Consider the following 25,327-nt stretch of genomic DNA (forward strand, 5'->3'; position numbering starts at 1 on the left):
GGGAGGCGTAAGCCTCCCCGGTTCGTTTTTGGAAACCACATGAATATTCTGATCGTTGGGCCCAGTTGGGTCGGTGACATGGTGATGGCGCAGACACTCTTCCAGTGTCTGAAACAGCGCCATCCTCAATGCGAGATCGACGTGCTGGCCCCGGAGTGGAGCCGGCCGATCCTGGAGCGCATGCCGCAAGTGCGGCGGGCCTTGAGCTTCCCGCTCGGCCACGGCGTGCTGGAACTGGCGACTCGTCGGCGCATCGGCAAATCCCTGGTCGGCCAGTACGACCAGGCCATCCTGCTGCCCAACTCGCTGAAGTCGGCGCTGGTGCCGTTTTTTGCCGGCATCGCGCAACGCACCGGCTGGCGTGGCGAGTTCCGCTACGGCCTGCTCAACGACGTGCGCACGCTGGACAAAGAACGTTATCCGCTGATGATCGAGCGCTTCATGGCCCTGGCTTACGAGCCGGGCGCCGAGCTGCCCAAGCCGTATCCGCGTCCCGACCTGCAGATCGATCCGGCCAGCCGCGAAGCGGCGCTGGCCAAGTTCGGCCTGACCCTGGACCGCCCGGTGCTGGCGCTATGTCCGGGTGCCGAGTTCGGCGAAGCCAAGCGCTGGCCGTCCGAGCATTACGCCAAGGTTGCCGAGCTGAAGATCCGCGAGGGCTGGCAGGTCTGGCTGTTCGGTTCGAAGAACGATCATGTGGTCGGCGAAGACATTCGCGCCCGGCTGATTCCTGGGCTGCGCGAAGAGTCGGTCAACCTCTGCGGCGGCACCTCCCTGGCCGAGGCCATCGACCTGTTGTCCTGCGCCGATTCCGTGGTGTCCAACGACTCCGGGCTAATGCACGTGGCAGCGGCGCTGAATCGCCCGCTGGTGGCGGTGTACGGTTCGACGTCTCCGGGGTTCACCCCGCCCTTGGCCGACCAGGTCGAAGTCGTGCGCCTGGGCATCGAGTGCAGCCCGTGCTTCGATCGCACCTGCCGCTTTGGCCATTACAACTGCCTGCGCCAGCTGCTGCCCGACTCGGTGGACCAGGCCTTGCAGCGGTTGCAAGGCACCGCGGTCGAGGTTCGGTAAGTGCGGGTACTGTTGATCAAGACCTCTTCCCTGGGCGACGTGATTCATGCGCTGCCGGCGCTGACCGATGCGGCGCGGGCGATCCCGGGGGTCAAGTTCGACTGGGTGGTGGAAGAGGGGTTCGCGGAAATCCCGACCTGGCACCCGGCTGTGGATAAAGTGATCCCGGTGGCGATTCGCCGCTGGCGCAAGAACATCTGGCAGACCATCAAGAGTGGCGAGTGGCGGCGCTTCAAGCAAAGCGTGCGTGCCACCAAGTACGATCTGGTGATCGACGCCCAGGGCTTGCTGAAAAGCGCCTGGCTGACGCGCTACGTCAAGGCGCCGGTGGCCGGCCTGGACAAGCAGTCGGCACGCGAACCCCTGGCGGCGCGTTTCTATTCGCGGCGCCTGGCCGTCGCCCGCGGCCAGCATGCCGTGGAGCGTGTGCGCCAGCTGTTCGCCGTGGCGCTGGGGTATGACTTGCCCCAGGGCCTGGGCGATTACGGCCTGAACGTCGAGAAACTGGTGGAGTTGCCGCGGCCCAAGCCGTTCGTGGTGTTCCTGCACGGCACCACCTGGGACACCAAGCACTGGCCGCAAGCCTATTGGCGCGAGCTGGCCGAACGCATGGGCCAGTTGGGCGTCGAGGTCAAGTTGCCGTGGGGCAACCCGGCGGAGAAGGCCCGGGCCGAGCGTATTGCCCAGGGCCTGAGCAACGCCACGGTGCTGCCGAAGCTGAACCTGGCGGGCGTCGCCAAGGTGCTGGCGCAAGCCCGGGCCTGCGTCGCGGTGGATACCGGGCTTGGCCATCTCGCCGCGGCGCTGGATGTGCCGACCATTTCCCTGTTCGGCCCGACCAACCCGGGCCTGACCGGTGCCTATGGCAAGGCGCAGATCCATATGGCCAGCGACTTCCCCTGCGCGCCGTGCCTGCAGAAAAAATGCACCTATCAACCGACGGCTGAAGATCAGCGGCGGTTCGACCTGAAACGCGAGTGGCCGCTGTGCTTCACGCGTCTGAATCCTGAGCGTGTCGCCAGCCGGCTGAGCAGGTTGTTACTGGCTGAGGAGCTGCGCTGATGCAATTGGCTTTTGTCCTTTATAAATACTTCCCGTTCGGCGGCTTGCAACGGGACTTCATGCGCATCGCCCTGGAGTGCCAGAAGCGCGGGCACCGGATTCGCGTCTATACGCTGATCTGGGAAGGCGATGTGCCGCCGGGTTTCGAGGTGCTGGTGGCGCCGGTCAAGGCGTTCTTCAACCATCGTCGTAACGAGAAGCTCAGCGCCTGGATGGAGGCCGACCTGGCCAAGCGCCCGGTGGACCGCCTGATCGGCTTCAACAAGATGCCCGGCCTGGACGTGTACTACGCCGCCGACGGCTGCTTCGAAGACAAGGCGCAGAACCTGCGCCACTCGCTGTACCGCCGCTGGGGCCGCTACCGGCACTTCGCCGAATACGAGCGGGCGGTGTTCGCCCGGGACGCCAAGACCGAAGTGCTGATGATTTCCGAGGTCCAGCAGCCGCTGTTCATCAAGCATTACGATACCCCGGTGGAGCGTTTCCACCTGCTGCCGCCAGGCATCGCCCAGGACCGTCGCGCGCCGGCCAACGCGGCCGAGATCCGCGCCGAATTCCGTCGTGAGTTCGCCCTGAAAGACGATGATTTGCTGCTGGTGCAGATCGGCTCCGGGTTCAAGACCAAGGGCGTGGATCGCAGCCTCAAGGCCGTGGCTGCCTTGCCGCCGGAGCTGAAGAAACGCACCCGGCTATTTGTAATTGGCCAGGACGACCCCAAAGTATTCCAATTACAGAGCGCGGCATTGGGCCTGGGCGAGCATGTGCAGTTCCTCAAGGGGCGCAGTGATATTCCGCGTTTCCTGTTGGGCGCCGATCTGTTGATCCACCCGGCGTACAACGAAAACACCGGCACCGTGTTGCTGGAAGCGCTGGTGGCCGGCTTGCCGGTGCTGGTCAGCGCGGTCTGCGGTTATGCCCATTACATCGCCGAGGCCGACAGCGGCCTGGTACTGGACGAGCCACTGGAGCAGGGACAGCTCAATCAATACCTGAACACCATGTTGACCGACGACGCTGCACGCGCGACCTGGAGCCGTAACGGCCTGGCGTTCGCCGAGACGGCCGACCTCTATAGCATGCCGCAGCACGCTGCGGATGTGATTCTGGCGGAGCAACACTGATGAAGTTGATTCTTGCCGAACCGTTCAAGACCCTTTGGGCCGGACGCGATGCGTTCGCCGAAGTCGAGCGTCTGGACGGCCAGGTCTACCGTGAACTGGAAGCCCGCCGTACCTTGCGTACCGAGGTGGCTGGCGAAGGGTTCTTCGTAAAGATTCACCGCGGTATCGGTTGGGGCGAGATCTTCAAGAACCTGCTCACCGCCAAGCTGCCGGTGCTCGGCGCGGGCCAGGAATGGCAGGCCATCCAACGCCTGCAGGAAGCCGGTGTGCCGACCATGACCGCCGTCGCCTATGGCGAACGCGGCAGCAACCCGGCCAACCAGCATTCGTTCATCGTCACCGAGGAGCTGGCGCCGACCATCAGCCTCGAAGACTTCAGCATCGACTGGGTCAAGCAGCCGCCGCAGCCCAGGCTCAAGCGCGCGCTGATCGCCGAAGTGGCGCGCATGACCGGCATGATGCACCGCGCCGGGGTCAACCATCGCGACTGCTACATCTGTCACTTCCTGCTGCACACCGACAAGCTGGTGACGCCGGATGACTTCAAGCTCTCGGTGATCGACCTGCACCGCGCCCAGACCCGCCCGGCCATCACCCGGCGCTGGCGCGACAAGGACCTGGCGGCGCTGTATTTCTCGGCACTGGATATCGGCCTGACCCGGCGCGACAAGCTGCGCTTCCTCAAGGGTTATTTCCAACAGCCATTGCGCCAGATCCTGAGCGACGAAGCGCCTCTGCTGGCCTGGCTGGAGGGCAAGGCCAACAAGCTGTACGCACGCAAGCAGCGGTACGGAGATGCGCTCTGATGGCGGGTTGGAACCTTGAACCTGGGTATCGGGAGCTGGCGCAGGACTTCGGCAGTCTGGATGCGGTCTTTGCCCTCGAGGGCGAACACCTGACCCGCGACCCGTTGTCGGAGGTCATCCGGGTCGAACGCAACGGCATCAACTATTACGTCAAGCGCTACACCGGCGCCGGCAAGAACCTGCGGCGCTATCTGGGCAAGCCGCGGGTCAAGTCCGAGTGGCAGAACCTCAAGCGTTTCGCCAAGTGGGGCATTCCCACGGCGGAGGTGGTGGCCTGGGGCCTGGAGCGCCGTGGCCTGGCTTACGACCGGGGGCGATGATCACCCGCGAGCTGCCACGCACCGAAGACCTGTCGGTCCTGGCCGAGCGCAACGACCCGCTGCTGGCCGATCGGGCCTGGGTGGACCGGGTCAGCCAGCAGCTGGCGCGCTACACGCGGATCATGCATGAGCATCGCTTTACCCATAACGACTTGAAGTGGCGCAACCTGCTGATCGACGATGAGGTCCGGCTTTACCTGATCGATTGCCCCAATGGCGATTTCTGGCGCGGTTTCTGGCTCAAGTACCGGATCACCAAGGACCTGGCGTGCCTGGACAAGGTGGCCAAGTATCATTTGTCCGCCACCCAGCGCCTGCGCTTCTATTTGCAGTACCGCCAGCGCACCCGGCTGAATGCTGCGGACAAGTGCCGCATCCGGCATGTGCTGAGATTTTTCGAGGGACGCGAATGACCGATTTCCTGGCGGCTCAGGACCGTGCGTTGCTGGAGCGCCACGGCCTCGACAGCTTCGACGCGTTGTGGGCCAAGCAACTTGAGGCGGTGGACGAGCCCAACACCGATGGTGGGGGCTGGAGCAGCGTGTATCGCCTTGATCTGGAAGGCCACGGCTACTACCTCAAGCGCCAGAGCAACTACCTGACGCGGACCCTGCACCGGCCGTTCGGCGAGCCGAGTTTCGCCCGCGAGTTTCGCAATATCAGCCGCTACCAGCAGCTGGGTATTCCGGCGCTGCAGGCGGCCTTCTTTGGCGAGCGCAAGGTGGCAGGTGAAACCCGGGCGATCCTGCTGACCCGGGCACTGGATGGCTGGAACGATCTGGATTCGCTACTGCAACAATGGGCGCAGCTCAGCCCGGACCAGCACGCGGCGATCCTGCGGGCCTGCGGCCTGCTGGCGCGCCAGTTGCACGCGGTGCGCCAGGTGCACGGCTGCTTTTATCCCAAGCATATTTTCCTGCGGGCCACCGGCGATGGTTACCAGGCGCAATTGATCGACCTGGAAAAGACCCGTCCGCTGTTGTTCGGCCAGCGTGACCGGGTCAAGGACCTGGAGCCGTTGTTGCGTCGCGCCCGGTCTGGAGTGAGAGCGATGTGCGCGCCTTGCTTGCGACCTATCTGGATCAGCCGCGGGACAGCTCGCTGGTCGATGCCTGGCTGAACCGCCTGAGTGCGCGCCGCAGCCACAAGGAGACTCGTTGATGCGTCTGTCCGAACTTGAACGGGCCGGCCGCGCGCCAAGCCTGCCGTTGAGCCTGGAACTGGCCGACGCTGCCGGGCCGGCCACGCTGCAGTTGCTCAGCCTGCTGCGGGTGCTACCGGGGCAGCGCTATGTCGGCGCCGGTGTATGGCGCGGGCGTCCGGTGCTGGCCAAGTTACTGGTGGGGGCCAAGGCGGCGCGGCATTTCCAGCGTGAGCTGCAAGGCGTGCGCTTGCTTGAAGAGCAGGGCATGACCACGCCGTTGCTGTTGGCAGACGGCCTGAAGGAAGGCGAGGGCGGCTGGCTGCTGTTCGAGTTCCTGGAAGGCTCCGAGAGTCTGGGCGATGCCTGGAAACAAGTGGAGTCGTTGCCAGCGTTGGCTGATGAGCAGCAGGCGGTACTCGCCGAAGCCCTGGCCGCCATCGCCGAATTGCACGGCAAGGGCCTGTGGCAGGAAGACCTGCATCTGGACAACCTGCTGCGTCATCAGGGCAAGTTGTACCTGATCGACGGCGCCGGGATCTGCGTGGAACAGGCGGGCAAACCGCTGTCCCGGCAGAAAGTCCTGGAAAACCTCGGGGTGTTTTTCGCCCAGTTGCCCAAGAGCCTGGAGCCCTTCACCGAAGAGCTGCTGGTGCATTACCTGCTGAACAATGCCGAGCATGCCTTGCCGCTGGAAGCCTTGCAGAAGCAGGTGGACAAGGTGCGCAGCTGGCGCTTGAAGGATTTCCTCAACAAGGTCGGTCGCGAGTGCACCCTGTTCAGCGTGCTGCGCGGGCCCTTCGCCTTGTGGGCGATTCGGCGCGAGGAAGAGGCGGCGATGCTGCCGGTGCTGGAGCAGGCCGACGCGCTGCTGGACCAGGGGCACCTGTACAAGACCGGTGGCGCCGCCAGCGTCGGCCGAGTCGAAGTGGCGGGCCGCACCCTGTTGGTCAAGCGCTACAACATCAAGGGTTTTGCCCATTGGCTCAAGCGCTTCTGGCGCCCCAGCCGGGCCTGGCATTCGTGGCAGGAGGGCAATCGCCTGGCGTTCCTCGGCATTGCCACGCCCAAGCCGCTGGCCTTGCTGGAGAAGCGTTTTCTCTGGCTGCGCAGTCGGGCCTATCTGGTGACCGAATACCTGGCGGGGCCGGACATCATCGAACGCTTCGCGCCCTATATCGACAGCGGCGCGGCTCCGGAAGCGGAGTTGCAGGCGCTGGACCGGCTGTTTGCCGAGTTGATCCGCGAACGCATCAGCCATGGCGACTTCAAGGGGCACAACCTGTTCTGGCAAGAGGACCGCTGGGCGCTGATCGACCTGGATTCCATGTGCCAGCACCACAGCCTCGGCAGCTTCGCCCCGGCCTACGCCCGCGACCGTGCGCGCTTCATGCGTAACTGGCCAGAAAGCAGCGCGCTGTATCAGGTCATCGACCAACGCCTGCCTAAAACCGCCGAACCTTTCACCGGCTGACACCTGTAGCCGCTGCCGCAGGCTGCGATCTGAAGAGCGCGAAGCGGTCGCGCTCTTGAGATCGCAGAAAGGCTCTTCGAGCCTTGTCGCAGCCTGCGGCAGCGGCTACAGATCCCTCGCAGGCCATATTGGGCGCCAGTGCCCGCTGCTGAAACGTCAAGGATCATCCCGCGGCAGGTTTACGCTATAATCCCGCCCTTTAGCTGTTTCTCGCCCGTGGCGGGGAGCACATTAATTCCAGGCGCACGTCGCCTGCATGCAGACTTAAGAGGCTAGACCCCTGTGGCATTGACGATTCTTGGCCTGTCCGGCGCCCTTAGCCATGATCCTTCCGCAGCGCTGTACATCGACGGCAAGCTGGTGGCGGCGGCTGAAGAAGAGCGCTTCGTACGCGATAAACATGCAAAGAACCGCATGCCCTACGAATCGGCGAAGTTCTGTCTGGAACAGGCCGGCATCAAGCCTTCCGACGTTGACGTGGTGGCGATCCCGTTCGCCCCGATCAGCCTGTTCGGCAAGGCCCGCTGGCACTACGCCAAGCGTTACTGGTACGCCCCGGACCGTGCCCTCGACGCGATCCTGATGGGCAACCGCCGCTACAAGCGTTATCGCAACAAGATCGTCTGGTGCCTCGAGCAACTGGGCTTCGATCCGAAGAAGATCAAGATCGAGCCGGTCGAGCACCACCTGGCCCACGCTTCCAGCGCCTACCACTGTTCCGGCTTCAAGGAGAAAACCGCGATCCTCGGGATCGACGGCAAGGGCGAGTACGCCACGACTTTCTTCGGCTACGGCGAAAACGGCAAGATCCACAAGATCAAGGAATTTTTCGATCCGGACTCCCTCGGCGGCCTGTATGGCGCGATCACCGAGTTCCTCGGCTTCGAAATGCTCGACGGCGAGTTCAAGGTCATGGGCATGGCGCCGTACGGCGATGCCAGCAAGTACGATTTCTCCCGCCTGGCCAGCTTTGAAAACGGCGAACTGGTGATCAACACCGATTACGCCAACGTCATCGGCCTGCGCCGCTACAAAGAAAAGGGCAAGGGTTTCTACTTCTCGCCGAAGCTGATCGAGTGGCTGGGTCCGAAGCGCGAAGGCGACATCGCCGACGAGCCGTACATCCACTACGCGGCTAGCATGCAGGCGCTGTTCGAGAAGCTGGCGCTGCAGATGATCGACCACTACCTGGGCGACATCCTCAAGGAAACCGGCAAGCTGGCCTTTGCCGGCGGCTGTGCGCTGAACGTCAAGCTGAACCAGAAGATCATCGCCCGTCCGGAAGTCAAAGAGCTGTTCGTGCAGCCGGCGTCCGGCGATGCCGGTACCGCGGTCGGTGCCGCGGCCTATGTTTCCCACGCTCGCGGCGTGCCGGTGGAGAAGATGGAACACGTCTATCTCGGCCCGTCCTACAGCAACGAAGACGTGATCGCCGCCTGTGCCCGCCACCCGAACAAGCCGGCCTGGCGCCAGATCGACAACACCCCCGAGCGTATCGCCAAGATCATGGTCGACGGCAACCCGGTGGCCTGGTTCCAGGGTCGCATGGAGTTCGGTCCGCGCGCCCTGGGCGGTCGTTCGATCATCGGTTGCCCGAGCGCCACCGGCGTGGCCGACCGCATCAACGAGCAGATCAAGTTCCGCGAGCGCTGGAGGCCTTTCTGCCCGTCGATGCTCGACACCGTCGGTCCGCAGATGATCAAGGTCGATCACCCGGCGCCATTCATGACCTTCACCTTCGAAGTGGCGGAAGAGTGGAAGACCCGCGTGCCGGAAGTGGTCCACGAAGACGGCACTTCCCGGGCCCAGGTGCTCAAGCGCGAATACAACCCGCGCTACTACGACATGATGAAGGCCCTGGAAGTCCTGACCGGCAACGGCGTGTCGCTGAACACCTCGCTCAACCGCCGTGGCGAGCCGATGATCTGCTCGCCGACCGACGCCTTGAACATGTTCTTCGGCTCCGATCTGCAGTACCTGATCATGGAAGACATCCTGGTAGTCAAAGACGGCGTGGATCCTTATGACACGCTCGGCTGAGCGCCACGTCCTGCAGTTCTGCCACGGCTATGACGGGCCGTTCCTGGACTGTGCCCGGCAATACGCCAGCCTGTTCGCGGGCAGCGGCTATCGCGTGACCACGGTGTTCCTCACCGGGGTTGCCGACGTCGAGGTGGCCGATGCCTGTGCCAGCGACGAAGTGCTGTTCATGGAATACAGCTCCAAGGCCATTCGTGGCCTGAAGCTGGGAGCGATACGCGACCTGCGCAAGATCGCCGCGTCGCGCAACTTCAGTTTCTGCATCGCCCACCGTTTCAAGCCGATCTACATCGCGTTGCTGGGCACCGCGTTGCCGGTGATCGGTGTGCATCACGCGTTTGGCGATTACCAGCGCGGCAGTCGCCGCCTGTTCGCCAAGCTGTTCCGCAAGCGCCTGAGCCTGCTCGGCGTGTCCGACGCGGTGCGCGATGACATGCGCAGTTGCCTGCCACAATGGCCGGCGGCGCGGATTCAGACGCTGTACAACCGGATCGACGTCGAAGCCTTGCAGGCGACCCAGTTGTCCAAGGCCGAAGCGCGCCAGGAGCTGGGGCTGTCGCCTTCCGCCTGGATTGTCGGCAATGTCGGGCGTCTGCACCCGGACAAGGACCAGGCCACCCTGCTGCATGGGTTTGCCGCGGCATTGCCGGGGCTGCCTCGGGAAAGCCAGCTGGCGATTCTCGGTAGCGGGCGTCTGGAGCAGAACCTCAAGGACCTTTCTCGCGAGCTGGGCATCGCCGACCGCGTGCTGTTCCTCGGCCAGGTCACAGAAGCCCGGCGTTATTTCCGTGCTTTCGATGCCTTTGCCCTGAGCTCCGACCACGAGCCATTCGGCATGGTGCTGCTGGAGGCCATGGCCGCTGGCGTGCCTTTGCTGGCGACGGCCTGTGGCGGGGCCAAGGAAGTGGTCGAAGGCGTCGGCATCCTGTTCCCGCTGGGCGATGCCGAGCATATGGCCCAGGGCCTGCAACACCTGGCCGGGATGGATGAGAACCAGCGCTTGCTGTGCGCCGAGCTGATGTTCGAGCGCCTGCGCGAGCGCTTCTCCGACCGTGCTGTACGCGACGCCTTCTGGCGTCTGCCGCAAGTTACCGATCTGACCGCGAGGCCCTGATGCTCAATCGATTCCAAGGCTGGCGCGAGCGTGGCTGGTCGGTCGTCGACGCCTCGACTTATGCCGCCGCCTGGCAGCGTTTTGGCGGCAGCGTTGCTACCCATCCGCTGGTGGTGGAGCGCCTGGCGAACCTGGCGGGCATCCCGGTCCGTTACCTGGCCTGGGAACAGGCCGGCGAACTGCAGGCGGCGATTCCGACCTGGGGGCGCGACCTGGCGCTGTCCAAGGACGTGCTCAAGCGCCGTGGCAAGAAAGGCCTGTTCGACCTGGGCAACGCCGAGCTGATCCTGCCGGCGGCGCCTGAGACCCAAGCCCCGCTGCGTCATCGCGGTCGCTATCTGTCGGCCTTGAACCAGGGCCGGTTCAGCACCCTCAAGCTCCAGGCCGAGCAATTGGCCATGGCCCGCACGCCTGAAGAGCTGTCGAAGAAGTTCCGTTACAACCAGCGCCGCGAACTGCGCCTGCTGGAAGAGGCGGGCGGCGTGGTGCGCCCGGTCAGCGAGTTCTCCAGCCAGGAGCTGGCGACCATCTACTGCGATCTGTTCCAGCGGCGCTGGGGGTTCCCGGCCACCGGTGCCGAGCGCATGGCCGAAGTCATCGAGTTGCTGCGCGAGCTGCTGATCGGCTCGGTGATTTTCCTCAACGATGCGCCGATCGCCATTCAGCTGGTGTACCGGGTCGAAGCGCCGGAGTGGATCAGCGTCGAATACATCAACGGTGGCGTCGATCCTGAAACCCGCGAGTTCAGCCCCGGCAGCGTGTTGAGTTTCCTCAATACGCAAAGCGCCTGGGAGCAGGCGCGGGCCATCGACAAGCCGCTGCGTTTCTCCTTCGGTCGCGCCGATCGCGAATACAAGGATCGCTGGTGCAACCCCGTTCCGGTGTTCACGGTATGAATCAGCCGTCGAGTCGCAAGCAACAGTTGCTCAAACGCCATCGCCGGCAGAAGCGCCTGGGCCTGCTGATCGGCCTGCTGGTGCTGGTAGCCATCGGTGTGCTGGTGGCCTGGTGGCTGCCGCTGCTGCTCGCGGTGCTGGCCTGGGTGGCCCATGAGGCCTGGTTTGCCGACCACCTGTTTTATTCGCCCCGGGACGATTATCAGTACAGCTTTCCGTTCGGCACCGAGCAGCCCAAGGTCCACCTGGACAAGCAGCGCCTGGTGCTGGACCAGGCGATCGACCTGGCGGGGGATGAAACCCTGATCCTCGCGGTAAAGGTCAGCAGCAGCTGGCTGGGGCGCTTTTTCGATCCTTGCGTCTGCTTGGCGGGGCAGGATCGGCAGACGTTCGAGCGTGGTGTGAACGGCCTGCGTTATCTCAATCTCAGTGGGCTGGCACGACCTCTGGCCAGCGGCGAGCTGCAATTGCGCGGGCGTTTCTGCCGGGTGTACGGCGAGCCGCTGTTGTCGGTGTTCCGTGAGCCGGACTATCGCCACCAGCGGGTAATGGTCATCGCCCCCCACGCCGACGATGCCGAACTGGCTGCTTTCGGTCTGTACAGCCAGGCTGACGAAGCCTGGATCGTCACGTTGACCGCGGGCGAGATCGAAGCCGAGCATTACCGGCAGATGGGTATGAACGCTGCAGATGCGGCGCGGATCAAGGGTCGGTTGCGGGCCTGGGACAGCATTGCGGTGCCGCGTTGGGCCGGGGTCGCCGAGGAACGTTGTGTGCAGCTGGGGTATTTCTGCCTGCAACTGCCGGCCATGCAGGCGGCGCCGAACCGGCCTGTGGCGTCCCGCGAGGCCGAACTGTCGGATATCCGCCTGTTCCGCCAGTTCAACCCGTTCCCGCTGCCGGCGGATACCGATGGCGCGCCGACCTGGAACAATCTCCTGGCCGACCTGCGGGCGCTGCTGCTCAAGGCCCGCCCCGAGGTGATCGTGCTGCCGCATCCGACCCTCGATCCGCACCCGGACCACATCTGCGCCCAGCAGGCGGTACTGGAAGCGTTGCAGGGGCTGGAATGGCAGCCGACCACCTTGCTCGGTTATGCCAATCATTTGCATGACAACGACCGCTGGCCGATGGGCGATTCAGGGGCGGGCATTGCCCTGCCGCCGGTGTTCGACCCGGCCCAGGTGCTCAGGCCCTGCTGCTTGCCGCTGTCGGTCGAACAGCAACGGGACAAGGCGATGGCCCTGGGCATGATGCACGACCTGCAGCCGCGAGCGCCGTTCAAGCGCCGTCTGCGCCGGGCCCTGCAGCGTGTGCTGGCTGGCCGCGCCGCTTCGCCTTATGGCGAGAACGAGTTTTTCCGCAAGGCGGTACGCCGGCATGAGCTGTTCTGGCGTTTGTAAATTGATATTGCATGACACCCTTTTGCCTGTCGGCCAGGGTAGTTTCGCTCTTTTGTCCGGTTGCTCACGGCTGCAAGGAAGATGATGAAGGTTCTATTTCTGGTGCAGAAAGAACAGCGGGCCATTCTGGACCGCCTGTACGAAGGCGTTGCCGCCCATTGCGAATGCGACCTGCGGTGGTTGAGCAGTGACGAGCAGCGCAACCTGCGTGGCTATTTCCGCCGTGAGGTGGATGTATCGCGCTATGACCGCATCGTGTTCTTCCTGCGTTTCAAGCAGGAAATTCGCCAGGCGAGCTTCATCCGCAGCATTCCCAACCTGGTGATCCTCGAGCACGACGCCTACCAGAACTACATCCCCTGCAAGTACACCGGCAAGTTCAGCGCGCACTACCGCCGCCTGCCGTGGGCACGGGTGATCAGTTCGGGGTTCATGGTCAGCGAGCGCTTGCGCGAGGAAGGTTTCGACGCGGTATTCGTGCCCAAGGGCTACGATCAGACCCTGCTGCAGGATCAGGGCCGCGAGCGGGATATCGAGCTGGCATTCGTCGGCAGCACCAACAGCGTGGCCTACAGCGGACGCAAGGCGCTGCTCGACGAACTTGGTCAGGTCGAGCCCTTGGTGGTGACGCGGACCAAGTCGGGCGAAGAGTATTGCGACACCCTCAACCGCATCCGCTTTTTTGTCAGTGCCGACGTCGGCATGGGCGAATACATGATCAAGAATTTCGAAGCCATGGCTTGTGGCTGCGTGTTGCTGGCATTCGACCAGGGTGAGGCGGAAAACCGCGCGCTGGGCTTGCAGGACCTGCACAACGTGGTCTTTTATCAGAACATCCCGCAATTGCAGGAAAAACTCGCAATGTTGCGCGCCGATCCGGCCCTGGCGCAGTGCATCGCGCGAAACGGCCGCGATCTGGCGGTCTCTCAGTTCAGCTTCGCCCGTATCGGGCAGCGTATTGTCGAGGAACTCCAGCCCGCATTGCGGCCTCGTGCACCCTTGAGCCTTATCGAGCGCGTACGCTCGAAACTGGGTGTTTGACAGCGGTCACCGAGCCCTTAATAGTGATCGCACTTTGTCGTAGGTGAGAATCAAGTGCAGTTTAGTCAAGAGAGTGACATCACGTTGGTGGTCACCAGTTGCGGTCGCCTGGACCTGCTCAAGCTCACGCTGGAGAGTTTCGATCGCTTCAACAGTGCGCCGATCCGCGAAGTCTTCATCACCGAAGATGCGGGCGACGAGCGGGTGCGCACGGCGGTGCCTGCCCATTGGAAAGATCACTGTACCTTCTTCGTCAACCGGCCGAAGCTCGGGCAGTTGGCGTCGATCGACCTGGCCTACGAGCAGGTCAAGACCCCCTACATCTTCCATTGCGAAGACGATTGGGAGTTTTACCGCCCGGGTTTTGTCGAGGATTCGAAAGCGATTCTCGAGCAGCGCCAGGACATCCTGCAGGTCTGGTTGCGCAGTTATGCCCACGACCTGCGAGTCCATAGTCCCTACATCCACTTGGGTGCCCGCGAGTTGATCGGTGGTGTGCCTTGTTATCCGCTGATCTCCGACAAACCCGAGTGGCAGAGCTTCTCCCTGAACCCGGGCTTGCGCCGGATGGCAGAGTATCGACTGTGCGCGCCTTTCGCCGGGCATGGAGGCGAGAAAGCGCTGTCCAAGCGCTATGCTGAGCTGAACCTGACAGCTGTCAGCCTGGAAGGCGACGCGGTGCTGCATACAGGCTTCGGTCTGCATGTGGAGACTGCCGCCGAGCGGCAGCGTAAGGCTCGGCGCAGTCGTCGCGAGCAAATCAAGCTTGTTTTAGTCCTGTTGGTTGGAGTCGGTATTGGCTGGTTTATCAATTAGTTCTACCGGTTTCACTTTCCCGAATACCGCGAAAGGGCTATGTGCCCAATGAGCATTCTCAACATCATGTGGGCAGGCGGCAGTGCATTTGCCTCCGTTCACAAGGTTCACCAGCAGATCCTCTCTCAGGCCGAGCCAGGCACTGTGGTCAAGACCTGGCTGCTGCAAGGCTCGTCCACCGGATGCGTTGCCGAAGTGGGGGAATGCCGGGAGTGGAACCTGTCGTCGGCGCGGCTGAAGGGCAAGCATTTCTGGCGCTTGCTCGAACCCTGGCTGCGGGCCAGTTTTCGCAAGGCGTTGCGGGAAAGCGATGCCCAGGTGTTGTTGCTCGATGGCCTGGGGGTGGCGCGTACCTTGTTGCCGGTCCTCAAGTCATTGCCGCACATGCGTGCGGTGGTGGTGATCCACGGCTCCACGCGCTTGCACCGCAAGGATCAACAGCTGTTTCGGCAGTTCCCCGCTTCGCAGCTGACTCTCGCGGCTGTTTCGCAGACCCTGGCTTCATCCCTCGAAGACGATTTTCAGATGCCGGTGACGGCCTTGCGCAGCGCGTTCAATCCGCACGAGTTCAACGCAAGGCTGCTACCGCGTGCCGAGGCCCGGGCCACCCTCGGCCTGCCCGCGGGCGATGCTCCGGTATTCGGCGCGGTCGGGCGTCTGGTGGACGATAAGGGTTTTGCTTGCCTGTTGGAGGCCTTCGCCAAGGCCCTGGCGAGCCGACCGGAGATGCGTCTGGTGATTATCGGCGAGGGTTCGAATCGCGCAGCGCTCGAGGCCCGCATCAACCGGCTGGGCCTGCAAGACAAGGTTTCGCTGCCTGGGCATCTGAAGCATGCGGCGATGCTTTACAAGGCATTCGACTGGGTGGCCATCCCGTCGCTGGACGAGGGCCTGGGGCTAATCCTGCAGGAAGCAGTGATGTCCGGTGTGCCGGTATTGACCAGCGATTTGCCAGTGTTCCGTGAGCAGTTGGCTGAAACCGGGCGTTATGCGCCGGTGAATGATATCGACGCCTGGCAAGAGGCGATTCTTCAGGCCCTCGGCCTGCCCGCCCAGAGCATCGCGGCGGATCAGTACGCTGCTCTGGCCCCCGACCTGGCCTGGCAGCGCTTCAGCCAGGCCGCCACCAGCCTGCTGTCATGCCGAAAGTAGGGCCTGTTCCAATGCTTGTATCGGAAAGCTCCCATTCAGCTTCTCCCGGGCAATATAGCGGGCGAAGTGTTGCAGGTTGCGTTTGACCAGATGGCGCGGCAGTGGCCCGCGGAAGAAGCGCATATCGGCCACGTCGATCAGGCCGAAGCGGTTATCCGGGGTGATGACGATGTTGCCCAGGTGCAGCGAGCGAAAGTAGATCCCCGAGGTATGCAGGCTACGAATCAGCTCGACCAGGGCCGGCAAGGTCTGCTGCCAGTCGAAGCCTTCCTTGCTGGCGACCTGGCGCAGGGTTTCGCCTGGCAGCGGTCGGTAAAGCACCGCGGTCATGCCGGGTTGTTCCAGGCGGTAGAAGTCCAGAACCTGCAGCGTGGGAACGCCGAGTTGTTCCAGGCGTGCGGCGTTGTCGATGAAGCGCGTCGAATAGGGCCGAAACAGGGCGGATGAAAAAAGACGCTTGCGCCGGAACAGTTTCAGAATATTCCCATCCTGCAACAGGTAGACTTTCGGGCCGTAACTGTCGGCCTCCAGAATCCTGGCGCCTTCAATCATCTGATTCAAAGTGGCTTGGGGAAGCCGGGAGCATTGCATCGTAGGAAGCCTTGTCGAAGTGGCGGGCACAGTGACGGGCAATGATGCCGAAAAGTTGTTGTTTTAACCATGCCGGTTTGGCTGGTGAACCATTTAGGAGCGAATAGATGCAGGCCACACGTTGGGCGCAAGTATGGATGACAATCGGGTTGCTATGGTTTTTGCTGGCCATCGCACTGGCGCCCACCAACAAGATCTACCAGCAGGGGCTGGTGGCCTTCCTGTGGTTGCCGGCAATGATTCTGGCCTGGTCCGCACGTGAGCGTCTGATCGAATGGTGGCGTGCCCAGCGCTGGCTTGGCCTGGCATTGCTGGGACTGGCGATATGGGGGCTGATCAGCCTGACATGGACGCAAGCGGCGGACCCGTCGCGCGAGGCCAAGCGCTTGCTGTACATCGCGGTGTTCCTGCTGTTCTTCCCGATTTTCGCCAATGCCCGCCCGGAGCGGGTGATTACTGTCATGCAGTGGGGCGGGCTGGGGCTGGCGGTGACGGCACTGATGGCCATCATCCAGTTCTACTGGATCAACGGAAATGTCTGGTGGGCACGCCTTGTAGGATTGGGGGAGCTGGCTCATCCGATCCTGGGTGGTTATGTCATCGGCCTGGCCGCGATCTGGCTGCTACACTGGGTGCCGCGTACTCGCGGTCTTCAAGCCGTATGGCTGGTGGCTTTGGCGCTGCTTGGTGGGTTTGTCGTGCTGTGCCAGAGTCGCGGTGCTGCCCTGGCGCTATTCCTGACCGTGCTGGCGATGCCGATCTGGTGCCGTGACCGACTCAGCCGTATGTTCGCGGCGGCGGCATTGTTGCTGGCAATGTCGGCATTCTGGTTTCTCGAACCTTTGGTCCTGGCGCGTGGTGTTTCCTTTCGTCCGCAGATCCTGATGGCCAGCCTGCAGATGATCGCCGAACATCCATGGACAGGCCTCGGCCTGGGCTCGAGCTATGACGTGCTGGTCGACGGTTTGACATTCGACCATGCTCACAACCTGTTCACCCACATTGCCATTGAACTGGGTATCCCCGGACTATTGCTCTGGATCGTGGCCTGGTTTGCCGTCTTGCGCGAAGCCTGGCGCGCCCGTGAAACGCTTTATGGTCGGGGCGTCATCGGGATCTGGCTGTTCTCTTTCCTGGCCATGCAGTTCGATGCTGCGAGCCTGACGGGGACCCCTCGCGCCGAATGGTTCATCAGTTGGCTGCCGATCGGTCTGGCCACTGTTTTGGTCTGGGCACGGGGCGGTCACACAGGCTGTGATAAAATCCCGCGTTCCTCCTAAACAGTGAGCTCGACGATGAGTGATGCACCGCTCAAAGCGGAACAGGATTCCAGCCTGAAAATCTATTTTCGGCTGTTGGGGTATGTAAAACCCTACATAGGCATTTTCCTGCTGAGTATCGTGGGCTTCGTGATATTTGCATCCACCCAGCCGATGCTGGCGGGCATTCTCAAATATTTCGTCGACGGCTTGAGCAATCCCGAAGCGGTGCTCTTCCCCAACGTTCCCTATCTGCGCGACTTGCAGCTATTGATGGCGGTGCCGCTGCTGATCATCCTGATCGCGGCGTGGCAGGGGCTCGGCTCTTTCCTCGGCAACTATTACCTGGCGAAGGTTTCCCTGGGGCTGGTGCATGACCTGCGGGTCGAGCTGTTCAACAAGCTGCTGGTCCTGCCGAACCGCTATTTCGATACCCATAACTCCGGGCATCTGATTTCCCGCATCACCTTCAACGTCACCATGGTCACCGGTGCCGCCACCGACGCCATCAAGGTGGTGATTCGCGAAGGCCTGACGGTAGTGTTCCTGTTCGTCTACCTGTTGTGGATGAACTGGAAGCTGACCCTGGTGATGCTGGCGATCCTGCCGTTGATTGCGATCATGGTCGGCAGCACCAGCAAGAAATTCCGCAAGCAGAGCAAGAAGATCCAGGTGGCGATGGGCGATGTGACCCATGTGGCCTCCGAGACCATTCAAGGCTATCGCGTGGTTCGCAGCTTCGGTGGCGAAAGCTACGAGCAGCAGCGTTTCGTCGACGCCAGCCAGAGCAACACCGATAAACAGCTGCGCATGACCAAGACCGGTGCGGTCTACACGCCGATGCTGCAGTTGGTGATCTACTCCGCCATGGCGGTGTTGATGTTCCTGGTGCTGTTCCTGCGTGGCGATGCCACCGCGGGCGACCTGGTGGCCTACATCACCGCGGCGGGCCTGCTGCCCAAGCCGATTCGCCAGCTCTCGGAAGTCAGTTCGACCATCCAGAAAGGCGTGGCGGGCGCGGAAAGCATCTTCGAACAACTGGACGTCGAGCCTGAAGTCGATCGGGGACAGATCGAGCGTGAGCGCATCGAGGGGCGCCTGGACGTGCGCAACCTGAGCTTCACCTATCCGGGCACCGACCGGGAAGTGCTGAAGGACATCAGCTTCTGTGCGGCTCCCGGGCAGATGATCGCGCTGGTCGGCCGCTCCGGCAGCGGCAAGTCGACCCTGGCCAGCCTGATTCCGCGCTTCTATCACCACGAAACGGGGCAGATTCTCCTCGATGACGTGGAGATCGAGGATTACCGCCTGCGCAACCTGCGCCGGCATGTGGCCCAGGTGACCCAGCATGTGACCCTGTTCAACGACAGCGTGGCCGCCAACATTGCCTATGGCGACCTGGCCGGGGCGCCGCGGGAAGACATCGAGAAGGCGGCGACGGATGCCTATGCCATGGACTTCATTTCGCAGTTGCCCGAAGGCCTGGACACCCAGGTCGGCGAGAACGGCGTGCTGCTCTCCGGCGGTCAGCGCCAGCGTCTGGCGATTGCCCGGGCCCTGTTGAAGAATGCGCCGTTGCTGATTCTCGACGAGGCTACCTCGGCCCTGGATACCGAATCCGAGCGGCATATCCAGGCGGCCCTGGACAAGGTGATGAAGGGACGCACCACCCTGGTGATCGCGCACCGCCTGTCGACCATCGAGAAGGCCGACCTGATTCTGGTCATGGATCAGGGGCGGATCGTCGAGCGCGGTACTCATGTCGACCTGCTGGCGCAGAACGGCTACTACTCGCGTCTGCATGCCATGGGCCTGGACGAGCCTGCCTCCGAAGGCATTGCCTGAGCCAACGCCCGGGTGGGCACTGCCCACCCTGGAACAGCCCCGGCGTGCAATGCGCCGGCGGTCTTTGTATCCCGCCCCTTACAGTCTTGACCAAGCCTAAATAATCCAGCGCCTCGTGCTTGTTATGGTTCCAGCCTCAATCGTCGACTGAATCGAGGGGGCCAACCCCGTCGCGCGGGTACTGGAATGCTGCAACGTTATCTGTGGAAGTTATTGCCCAAGTCGCAACGGGCGTTTTTGCTTGGGCGCCTGTCGGTGGTGGACCGGCAGGTGGTGAACAAGGCCATGTCCGCCAACGTCCGTTTTCCGGCGCCATTCCGTCAGCGCGGTTGTGTGTTCATCCATGTGCCCAAGTGCGCGGGGAGCAGCCTGTGTTCGGCATTGTTCGACGGCTGGACGCCCGGCCATCTGCCCCTGTACTGGTACGAGCAACAGTTTCCCCAGCAATTCGCCAGCAGTTTCAAGTTCGCCGTGGTCCGCGATCCCCTGGAGCGGGCCTATTCGGCCTATGCCTTCCTGCGTGGCAACGAGCTCAGTCGTCGCGACCAGGCCGCCCAGCGGCTGGTCAGCCACTATCGCGATTTCGACGATTTTGTCGGTCGCTGGCTGCACCCGGAAAATATCCACAAGCAACTGCACTTCGCCCCGCAGACCGATTTTCTGGTGGACTCCATGGGACGCCTGGACATGGACTTCATCGGCTATCAGGAGCACCTGCAGCGCGACTATCAGTTGCTCAGCGAGCATCTGGGCGTGAGCAGGACTCTGCCGCATCTCAATGAATCGCGGCAACGGAGCGAGGCGCCTGCCCGGGACTTCTGCACGGTGCGCACCCGACGACTGGTGCGTCGGGCCTACCAGCGCGACTACGAGATGCTCGGCTATGAATGAGCCCCTGCCACCGCGTTGCCCACAACCGGACATCCGCCCCAGCAGCCTGTCCCTGACCGCGATCGAGCGGGCGGCGCTCAAGCAGCAACGCCCGAGCTGTATCTGGCTGACCGGTTTGTCCGGCGCCGGCAAATCGACCCTGGCCAACCTGCTGGAGTTGCGGTTGAACGGGCAGGGCCTGCATACCTTTGTCCTCGATGGCGACAACGTGCGCGGTGGCCTGTGTCGTGACCTGGGCATGGACACCGAGGCGCGCAAGGAAAATATCCGGCGCCTGGCCGAGGTGGCGAGGTTGATGGTGGAGGCGGGGTTGATCGTGATCGTTTCGGCGATATCACCGTTTCGCGCGGAGCGCGCCGCTGCCCGGGCCTTGTTCGCGGCGGACGAATTTCTCGAGGTGTACGTGAGCACTACGTTCGCTGTCTGTGCCCGACGCGATCCCAAAGGCCTCTATCAGGCGGCGAGCGAAGGGCGTATCCGGGACTTCACCGGGCTCGACAGCCCCTATGAAGCGCCACTGGATCCTGACTGCGAGATCGATACCGAAACGGTTGGACTGGCCTGCGCGACAGACCGGCTCATGGCGCTTTTGCTCAATAAATGAACAGTTTGGGGCGATCGCGAATACTCGTGCAGCGGTAGAACTAGGCAGCGTTCACCCTGTGTTAATATCGCGCCCCTGTTCATTTTGTATGTGGGTTGCTCCATGAAGTTGTCCATGCCGCGATTCGATCAAGCCCCTGTCTTGGTGGTCGGCGATGTCATGCTCGACCGTTACTGGCATGGTGGTACCTCACGGATTTCCCCTGAGGCGCCGGTACCGGTAGTCAAGGTCGAGCAAATCGAGGACCGCCCGGGCGGTGCCGCGAACGTTGCCTTGAACATTGCCGCGCTCGGCGCACCGGCCTCGCTGGTTGGCGTCACCGGCGACGACGAGGCTGCCGACAGTCTCTCCAACAGTCTTGAGGGGGCGGGCGTACGCGCCTTGTTCCAACGCATTGCCCACCAGCCGACCATCGTCAAGCTGCGGGTCATGAGCCGGCACCAGCAACTGCTGCGTATCGATTTCGAAGAACCTTTCGCCACCGACGCCCTGGCGTTGGGCGCTGAAGTCGACCGGTTGCTGGACGGCATCAAGGTGCTGGTGTTGTCCGACTACGGCAAGGGAGCCCTGAGGAATCATCAGGCGCTGATCCAGGCCGCGCGTGCCCGTGGCATCCCGGTGCTGGCGGACCCGAAAGGCAAGGACTTTTCGATTTACCGCGGCGCCAGCCTGATCACCCCGAACCTCAGCGAGTTCGAAACCATAGTCGGCGGTTGCATCGACGAGCACGACCTGGTCAGCAAAGGCGCCAAGCTGATGCACGACCTGGAACTGGGCGCCTTGCTGGTGACCCGTGGCGAACACGGCATGACCCTGCTGCGTCCCGACCACCCGGCGCTGCACTTGCCGGCCCGGGCCCGTGAAGTGTTCGACGTCACCGGTGCCGGCGATACCGTGATTTCCACCCTGGCGGCGGCAATCGCGGCGGGTGAAGAGCTGCCGCACGCGGTGGCCCTGGCCAACCTGGCCGCCGGCATCGTGGTCGGCAAGCTGGGTACCGCGGCCATCAGCGCACCGGAGCTGCGTCGCGCGATCCAGCGTGAAGAAGGTTCCGAGCGCGGTGTGCTGAGCCTCGACCAGCTGCTGCTGGCGATCGACGATGCGCGTGCGCACAAAGAGAAGATCGTCTTCACCAACGGCTGTTTCGACATCCTCCACGCCGGCCATGTGACCTACCTCGAGCAGGCGCGGGCCCAGGGCGATCGCCTGATCGTGGCGATCAACGACGATGCCTCGGTCAGCCGCCTGAAAGGGCCGGGCCGTCCGATCAACAGCGTCGACCGGCGTATGGCGGTACTGGCCGGCCTGGGCGCGGTGGACTGGGTCATCAGTTTCCCCGAGGGTACGCCGGAAAACCTGCTGGCCCAGGTCAAGCCGGACGTGCTGGTCAAAGGCGGGGATTACTCGGTCGACCAGGTGGTCGGCGCCGATATCGTCAAGGCTTATGGCGGTGTGGTGAAGGTGCTGGGGCTGGTGGAGAACAGTTCCACCACGGCCATAGTCGAGAAGATCCGCAAGACCGAATAAGGCTTGCCGCCAATCCGCCCACTCTCGCGAAAGCTGGAGTGGGCGGGAGGCGCTCAACGTTGCCGGCTGGTCTTGGTCGGTACCATCTTGCGCAATATCTGCCGTGCCTTGCCGGTAAGACGCTGGAGTTTGGAGTCCTTCTCCGGCGCGCTCAATCCCTGCTGCTTCAGCCAGTCCTTCCAGCGAATCCGCTCGTCACGCACCAGCCAGCCTTGCTGCCGGGCGAAGCTTTCGGCCAGATACAGGCCGCGGGTGCTCGCCGGGTGCAACTGATCCTTCTTCAACGTATAGAGCTCGGCGCAGGGCTGACCGTCCTTGAGTGGCATCAGGTACAGGTCCGGGCGCTTGCGATCCAGGCGCGCCACCAACTGGTCGCCCTCCAGGCGTTCGTCGACATGGAACAGGCTCAGGGACTTGGCCTCTTTCGGCACGTCCAGGCGCAGGTCATAAATCAGCTGCAGTGATGCGGTGGGCAGATGCACATAAGCTCGCGGCCGCTCCAGCAACTGCAGATTGGCGCAACGTACCGGGCGTGCCGCGCCCGACAGCGGTGTCAGGCGAAAGGGCAGGGCTTCGCGATAATGCAGGGCCGCCGAGTAGGGCGCTGGCAGCCAGGTGTCGTTGAAGCGCCCGCCGAGCCAGCCCTCCGGGGTTTCCAGCAGGCATTCTTCGGCGATTTCCTGGATGGCGGTATGCAGCGGCAGGTTCAGCTCATGGGCCGGGACGTAGCCGGAAATCAGCTTGAGCACCACGTCGCCGCGATCCTGCCGGCGCTGGCGCACCAGCACCCAATAGTCGCGGTTCTGCCAATGGAGGGTCAGGCGTACCGAGACGCCGAGGTTGGCCAGCTCCAGGGCGAAGCGCTCGGCGTCGGCCACCGCAACCGGGCGCCGGCGCTGCAGGGTCTGCGCAAAGTTCAGCGGCATGCCGACGCTCTGGTAGCTGAGGCCTTCGGGCGTCGCTTCGACGAACAGCGGCAGGGTCTTGAAGTTGCTGGGGTTCTTTCTTATGAGCGTACGCGGCATGTCGGCTCCTTCTTGCGTCGGGGTCGGCCGCGTGGGCGGCATCAGTTCTTGCGCAACACCTGCGCGACAGTGGCGACATTATGGGCCAGGTGCAACGGATTGATGGTTCCGACAATAGCACTGGCGACGCCCGGTTGATCGAACAGCAGTTCGAAGCTGGCGCGTACCGGGTCGACACCGGGGCTCAGGCACACATGGCCGCTGGCCAGGGCTTTTTTCACCAGAATGCCCTTGCCGTGGGCTGTGGCGTAATCGATGACGGCTCGCTCGTTCTGTTCGTTCAGATTGTAGGTGACCATGGCACAGTCACCTTGTTCCAGGGCCTTGAGGCCGCCCTCGACGGTTTTCCCGGAGAGGCCGAAGCCACGGATCTTGCCTTCCTGCTTGAGCTCGGCCAGCGTCTGGTACACCTCGCACTGCTCAAGGATGTGCAGGTCATTGCCGTCGGAATGCACCAGCACCAGGTCGATGAAGTCGGTTTCCAGGCGCTGCAGGCTGCGCTCCACCGACAGGCGGGTATGCGCGGCACTGAAGTCGTGGCGCGACAGGCCGTTTTCGAACTCTTCGCCGACCTTGCTGACAATCACCCAGTCCTGGCGTTGCCCGCGCAGCAGCGGGCCCAGGCGCTCCTCGCTGCGGCCATAGGCCGGCGCGGTGTCGATCAGGTTGATGCCCAGGTCGCGGGTCAGCTTGAGCAGCATGCGGGCTTCGGCGTCATCCGGAATCTGGAAGCCGTTGGGGTACTTCACCCCTTGGTCGCGCCCGAGCTTCACGGTGCCCAGGCCCAGTGGGGAGACCAGCAGCCCGGTGCTGCCGAAGGGGCGATGCAGGTCGTGCAGGGTCGCTTGGCTCATGGCAGCAGTTGCTCCCAGGCCGGTTGGGCGATGGCGGGTTTGGGCAGCGTCGGCAACGCAGTCGCGGGGCCCGGCTTGATACCGTCGCGCTCGAGGGCGGCGAACACCCGGTCGGCGAAGTCCGGGGCCAGGGCCAGCTTGGTCGGCCAGCCGACCAGCAGGCGGTCCTGTTCGGCGAGAAAGGCATTGTCCGGACGGGTCAGGCCCGACTGCGCGGGCTCGGCGCGGTCCACCCGCAGGGTGGCCCATTGCGCCTGGCTGAGATCAACCCATGGCAACAGGTTGCCGAGTTCTTTCTGGGCGGCGGCGATCTGTGCCGCCGGCTCGCGTGCCACGCCTTCGGCTTCGGCGATGTCGCCGCCGAGGTACCAGACCCACTGGCCGTCGGCCGCCGGGTGGGTGGTCACGGTGATCCGTGGCTTCGGCCCGCCGCCCAGGCAGTGGGCGTACAGCGGTTTCAGGCTCGGGCCCTTGACGATCACCATGTGCAACGGCCGGCGTTGCATGGCCGGCTGGCTCAGGCCGAGGCTGCTCAGCAGCTCGGCATTGCCGGCGCCGGCGCTGAGCACGATGCGTTGCGCGCGGATTTCCCGCTCATCGACCCGCAGGCCCAGCAATTGCCCGTTTTCCCGCAGGGGTTCGATCTTCTGCCCGGCCAGCAGGCTATCGCCGCCCAGTTCGGCCAGGCGTCCGATCAGGCTCGGCACGTCCACCACCAATTCGGCCAGGCGATACACCTTGCCCTTGAAGCGACGGTCCTGCAGGGCTGGCGGCAACTGGTCGCCCTTGACCTGATCGACACGCCCGCGCACGGCCTTGCTGGCGAAAAAGCTGGTGAGGTTGCCGGCCAGGGTGCCGGGGGACCACAGGTAATGGGCCTCGGACAGCAGGCGCACGCCGGACAGGTCCAGCTCGCCGTTGCCGGCCAGGGCCTCGCGCCAGCGGCGCGGCATGTCGGCGATGGCTTCCGAGGCGCCGGTCAGGGCGCCGTGCAGGGCGTACTTGGCGCCGCCGTGAATGATTCCCTGAGACTTGACGCTTTGTCCGCCGCCGAGGCTGGCGCTCTCCACCAGCACGGTGGAAAAGCCCTGGCGACGCAGGCGGGCGTTCAGCCAGAGGCCGGCGACTCCGGCGCCGACAATCAGCACGTCGGTGGAAATAACGGATGGCATGCAGCGACCTCAGTGTTCAAGACTAGGGGCGCAGTATACAGGCTCGAGCCGCGCAGGCTTTGTTGGCGATCAAACTGGCAGGGGCGCGCTTGGCGAAGC

General features: G+C 63.4%; 21 protein-coding genes and 2 pseudogenes. 19 read left to right on the plus strand and 4 right to left on the minus strand.

Features of this window, described 5'->3' with window-relative positions; translation table 11 throughout:
* The first annotated feature begins 39 nt into the window (after positions 1-39).
* The 14 genes and pseudogenes from waaF (at position 40) to PMI20_RS05900 (ending at position 15,460) form a co-directional block, all read left to right on the plus strand.
* Entirely contained in the window at positions 40-1,074 is a 1,035-nt protein-coding gene (waaF, locus tag PMI20_RS05835; RefSeq protein WP_007926799.1) for a lipopolysaccharide heptosyltransferase II, read from the plus strand.
* Positions 1,075-2,136 carry a lipopolysaccharide heptosyltransferase I gene (gene waaC / locus PMI20_RS05840; protein WP_007926798.1) on the plus strand — a complete coding sequence of 354 codons (1,062 nt, stop codon included), beginning with the start codon at positions 1,075-1,077 and terminating at the stop codon, positions 2,134-2,136.
* On the plus strand, positions 2,136-3,257 hold the full coding sequence (locus PMI20_RS05845) for a glycosyltransferase family 4 protein (RefSeq protein WP_007926797.1): 1,122 nt from the start codon (positions 2,136-2,138) through the stop codon (positions 3,255-3,257). Before waaC ends, PMI20_RS05845 begins: the two co-directional genes overlap by 1 nt.
* Positions 3,257-4,063 carry a lipopolysaccharide core heptose(I) kinase RfaP gene (gene rfaP / locus PMI20_RS05850; protein ID WP_007926796.1) on the plus strand — a complete coding sequence of 269 codons (807 nt, stop codon included), beginning with the start codon at positions 3,257-3,259 and terminating at the stop codon, positions 4,061-4,063. The genes PMI20_RS05845 and rfaP overlap by 1 nt, the downstream gene beginning before the upstream one ends.
* A pseudogene (locus PMI20_RS05855) lies at positions 4,063-4,796 on the plus strand (lipopolysaccharide kinase InaA family protein). Before rfaP ends, PMI20_RS05855 begins: the two are co-directional and overlap by 1 nt.
* Positions 4,793-5,544 (plus strand): annotated as a pseudogene (locus tag PMI20_RS05860) (lipopolysaccharide kinase InaA family protein). Before PMI20_RS05855 ends, PMI20_RS05860 begins: the two co-directional pseudogenes overlap by 4 nt.
* Positions 5,544-6,998 (plus strand): lipopolysaccharide kinase InaA family protein, encoded by a 1,455-nt coding sequence (locus PMI20_RS05865; RefSeq protein ID WP_007926793.1) that lies wholly within the window; start codon positions 5,544-5,546, stop codon positions 6,996-6,998. The pseudogene PMI20_RS05860 and the gene PMI20_RS05865 overlap by 1 nt, the downstream one beginning before the upstream one ends.
* A 282-nt stretch (positions 6,999-7,280) precedes the next feature.
* On the plus strand, positions 7,281-9,038 hold the full coding sequence (locus PMI20_RS05870) for a carbamoyltransferase family protein (RefSeq protein WP_007922192.1): 1,758 nt from the start codon (positions 7,281-7,283) through the stop codon (positions 9,036-9,038).
* On the plus strand, positions 9,022-10,152 hold the full coding sequence (locus tag PMI20_RS05875) for a glycosyltransferase (RefSeq protein ID WP_007922189.1): 1,131 nt from the start codon (positions 9,022-9,024) through the stop codon (positions 10,150-10,152). Before PMI20_RS05870 ends, PMI20_RS05875 begins: the two co-directional genes overlap by 17 nt.
* Complete coding sequence (locus PMI20_RS05880; protein ID WP_007922188.1) at positions 10,152-11,048, plus strand: antimicrobial resistance protein Mig-14; 897 nt, start codon at positions 10,152-10,154, stop codon at positions 11,046-11,048. Before PMI20_RS05875 ends, PMI20_RS05880 begins: the two co-directional genes overlap by 1 nt.
* Positions 11,045-12,451: a PIG-L deacetylase family protein gene (locus PMI20_RS05885; protein ID WP_284171954.1), complete on the plus strand. Its 1,407-nt coding sequence runs from the start codon at positions 11,045-11,047 to the stop codon at positions 12,449-12,451. Before PMI20_RS05880 ends, PMI20_RS05885 begins: the two co-directional genes overlap by 4 nt.
* Before the next feature lie 84 nt (positions 12,452-12,535).
* The gene (locus tag PMI20_RS05890; protein ID WP_007922175.1) at positions 12,536-13,492 is read left to right on the plus strand and encodes a glycosyltransferase family protein; all 957 of its coding nucleotides are present in this window, start codon (positions 12,536-12,538) and stop codon (positions 13,490-13,492) included.
* 54 nt (positions 13,493-13,546) lie between these two features.
* The gene (locus PMI20_RS05895; protein ID WP_007922174.1) at positions 13,547-14,308 is read left to right on the plus strand and encodes a glycosyltransferase family protein; all 762 of its coding nucleotides are present in this window, start codon (positions 13,547-13,549) and stop codon (positions 14,306-14,308) included.
* A 48-nt stretch (positions 14,309-14,356) separates the two neighbouring features.
* Positions 14,357-15,460, plus strand: a complete 1,104-nt coding sequence (locus PMI20_RS05900; protein WP_007922173.1) for a glycosyltransferase — start codon at positions 14,357-14,359, stop codon at positions 15,458-15,460.
* Here PMI20_RS05900 and PMI20_RS05905 read toward each other — a convergent pair.
* Positions 15,446-16,051: a BUD32 family EKC/KEOPS complex subunit gene (locus PMI20_RS05905; RefSeq protein ID WP_007922172.1), complete on the minus strand. Its 606-nt coding sequence runs from the start codon at positions 16,049-16,051 to the stop codon at positions 15,446-15,448. The genes PMI20_RS05900 and PMI20_RS05905 overlap by 15 nt on opposite strands.
* A gap of 107 nt (positions 16,052-16,158) precedes the next feature.
* Here PMI20_RS05905 and PMI20_RS05910 point away from each other — a divergent pair, with 107 nt between their 5' ends.
* From PMI20_RS05910 to hldE, 5 genes are all read left to right on the plus strand, one after another.
* Entirely contained in the window at positions 16,159-17,331 is a 1,173-nt protein-coding gene (locus PMI20_RS05910; RefSeq protein ID WP_007922171.1) for an O-antigen ligase family protein, read from the plus strand.
* Positions 17,332-17,346: 15 nt separating this feature from the next.
* On the plus strand, positions 17,347-19,155 hold the full coding sequence (gene msbA / locus PMI20_RS05915; protein ID WP_007922170.1) for a lipid A export permease/ATP-binding protein MsbA: 1,809 nt from the start codon (positions 17,347-17,349) through the stop codon (positions 19,153-19,155).
* Positions 19,156-19,341: 186 nt separating this feature from the next.
* Positions 19,342-20,046, plus strand: a complete 705-nt coding sequence (locus PMI20_RS05920) for a sulfotransferase family 2 domain-containing protein (RefSeq protein WP_101336659.1) — start codon at positions 19,342-19,344, stop codon at positions 20,044-20,046.
* Positions 20,039-20,650, plus strand: a complete 612-nt coding sequence (gene cysC / locus PMI20_RS05925; protein ID WP_007921456.1) for an adenylyl-sulfate kinase — start codon at positions 20,039-20,041, stop codon at positions 20,648-20,650. Before PMI20_RS05920 ends, cysC begins: the two co-directional genes overlap by 8 nt.
* 102 nt (positions 20,651-20,752) lie before the next feature.
* Complete coding sequence (gene hldE / locus PMI20_RS05930; protein ID WP_007921454.1) at positions 20,753-22,177, plus strand: bifunctional D-glycero-beta-D-manno-heptose-7-phosphate kinase/D-glycero-beta-D-manno-heptose 1-phosphate adenylyltransferase HldE; 1,425 nt, start codon at positions 20,753-20,755, stop codon at positions 22,175-22,177.
* A 53-nt stretch (positions 22,178-22,230) separates the two neighbouring features.
* On the opposite strand, the gene PMI20_RS05935 is transcribed toward hldE, so the two are convergent.
* Genes PMI20_RS05935 through PMI20_RS05945 form a run of 3 tightly spaced genes read right to left on the minus strand, consistent with a single transcriptional unit; the run spans position 22,231 to position 25,228 of the window.
* Positions 22,231-23,202, minus strand: a complete 972-nt coding sequence (locus tag PMI20_RS05935; RefSeq protein WP_007921453.1) for a hypothetical protein — start codon at positions 23,200-23,202, stop codon at positions 22,231-22,233.
* A 41-nt stretch (positions 23,203-23,243) separates the two neighbouring features.
* Positions 23,244-24,056, minus strand: a complete 813-nt coding sequence (locus PMI20_RS05940; protein WP_007921452.1) for an aldo/keto reductase — start codon at positions 24,054-24,056, stop codon at positions 23,244-23,246.
* On the minus strand, positions 24,053-25,228 hold the full coding sequence (locus PMI20_RS05945; protein ID WP_007921450.1) for an NAD(P)/FAD-dependent oxidoreductase: 1,176 nt from the start codon (positions 25,226-25,228) through the stop codon (positions 24,053-24,055). Before PMI20_RS05945 ends, PMI20_RS05940 begins: the two co-directional genes overlap by 4 nt.
* Between the last annotated feature and the right edge of the window lie 99 nt (positions 25,229-25,327).

The sequence above is a fragment of the Pseudomonas sp. GM17 genome, assembly GCF_000282175.2.
In the GTDB taxonomy this organism is placed as follows: Bacteria; Pseudomonadota; Gammaproteobacteria; order Pseudomonadales; family Pseudomonadaceae; genus Aquipseudomonas; species Aquipseudomonas chlororaphis.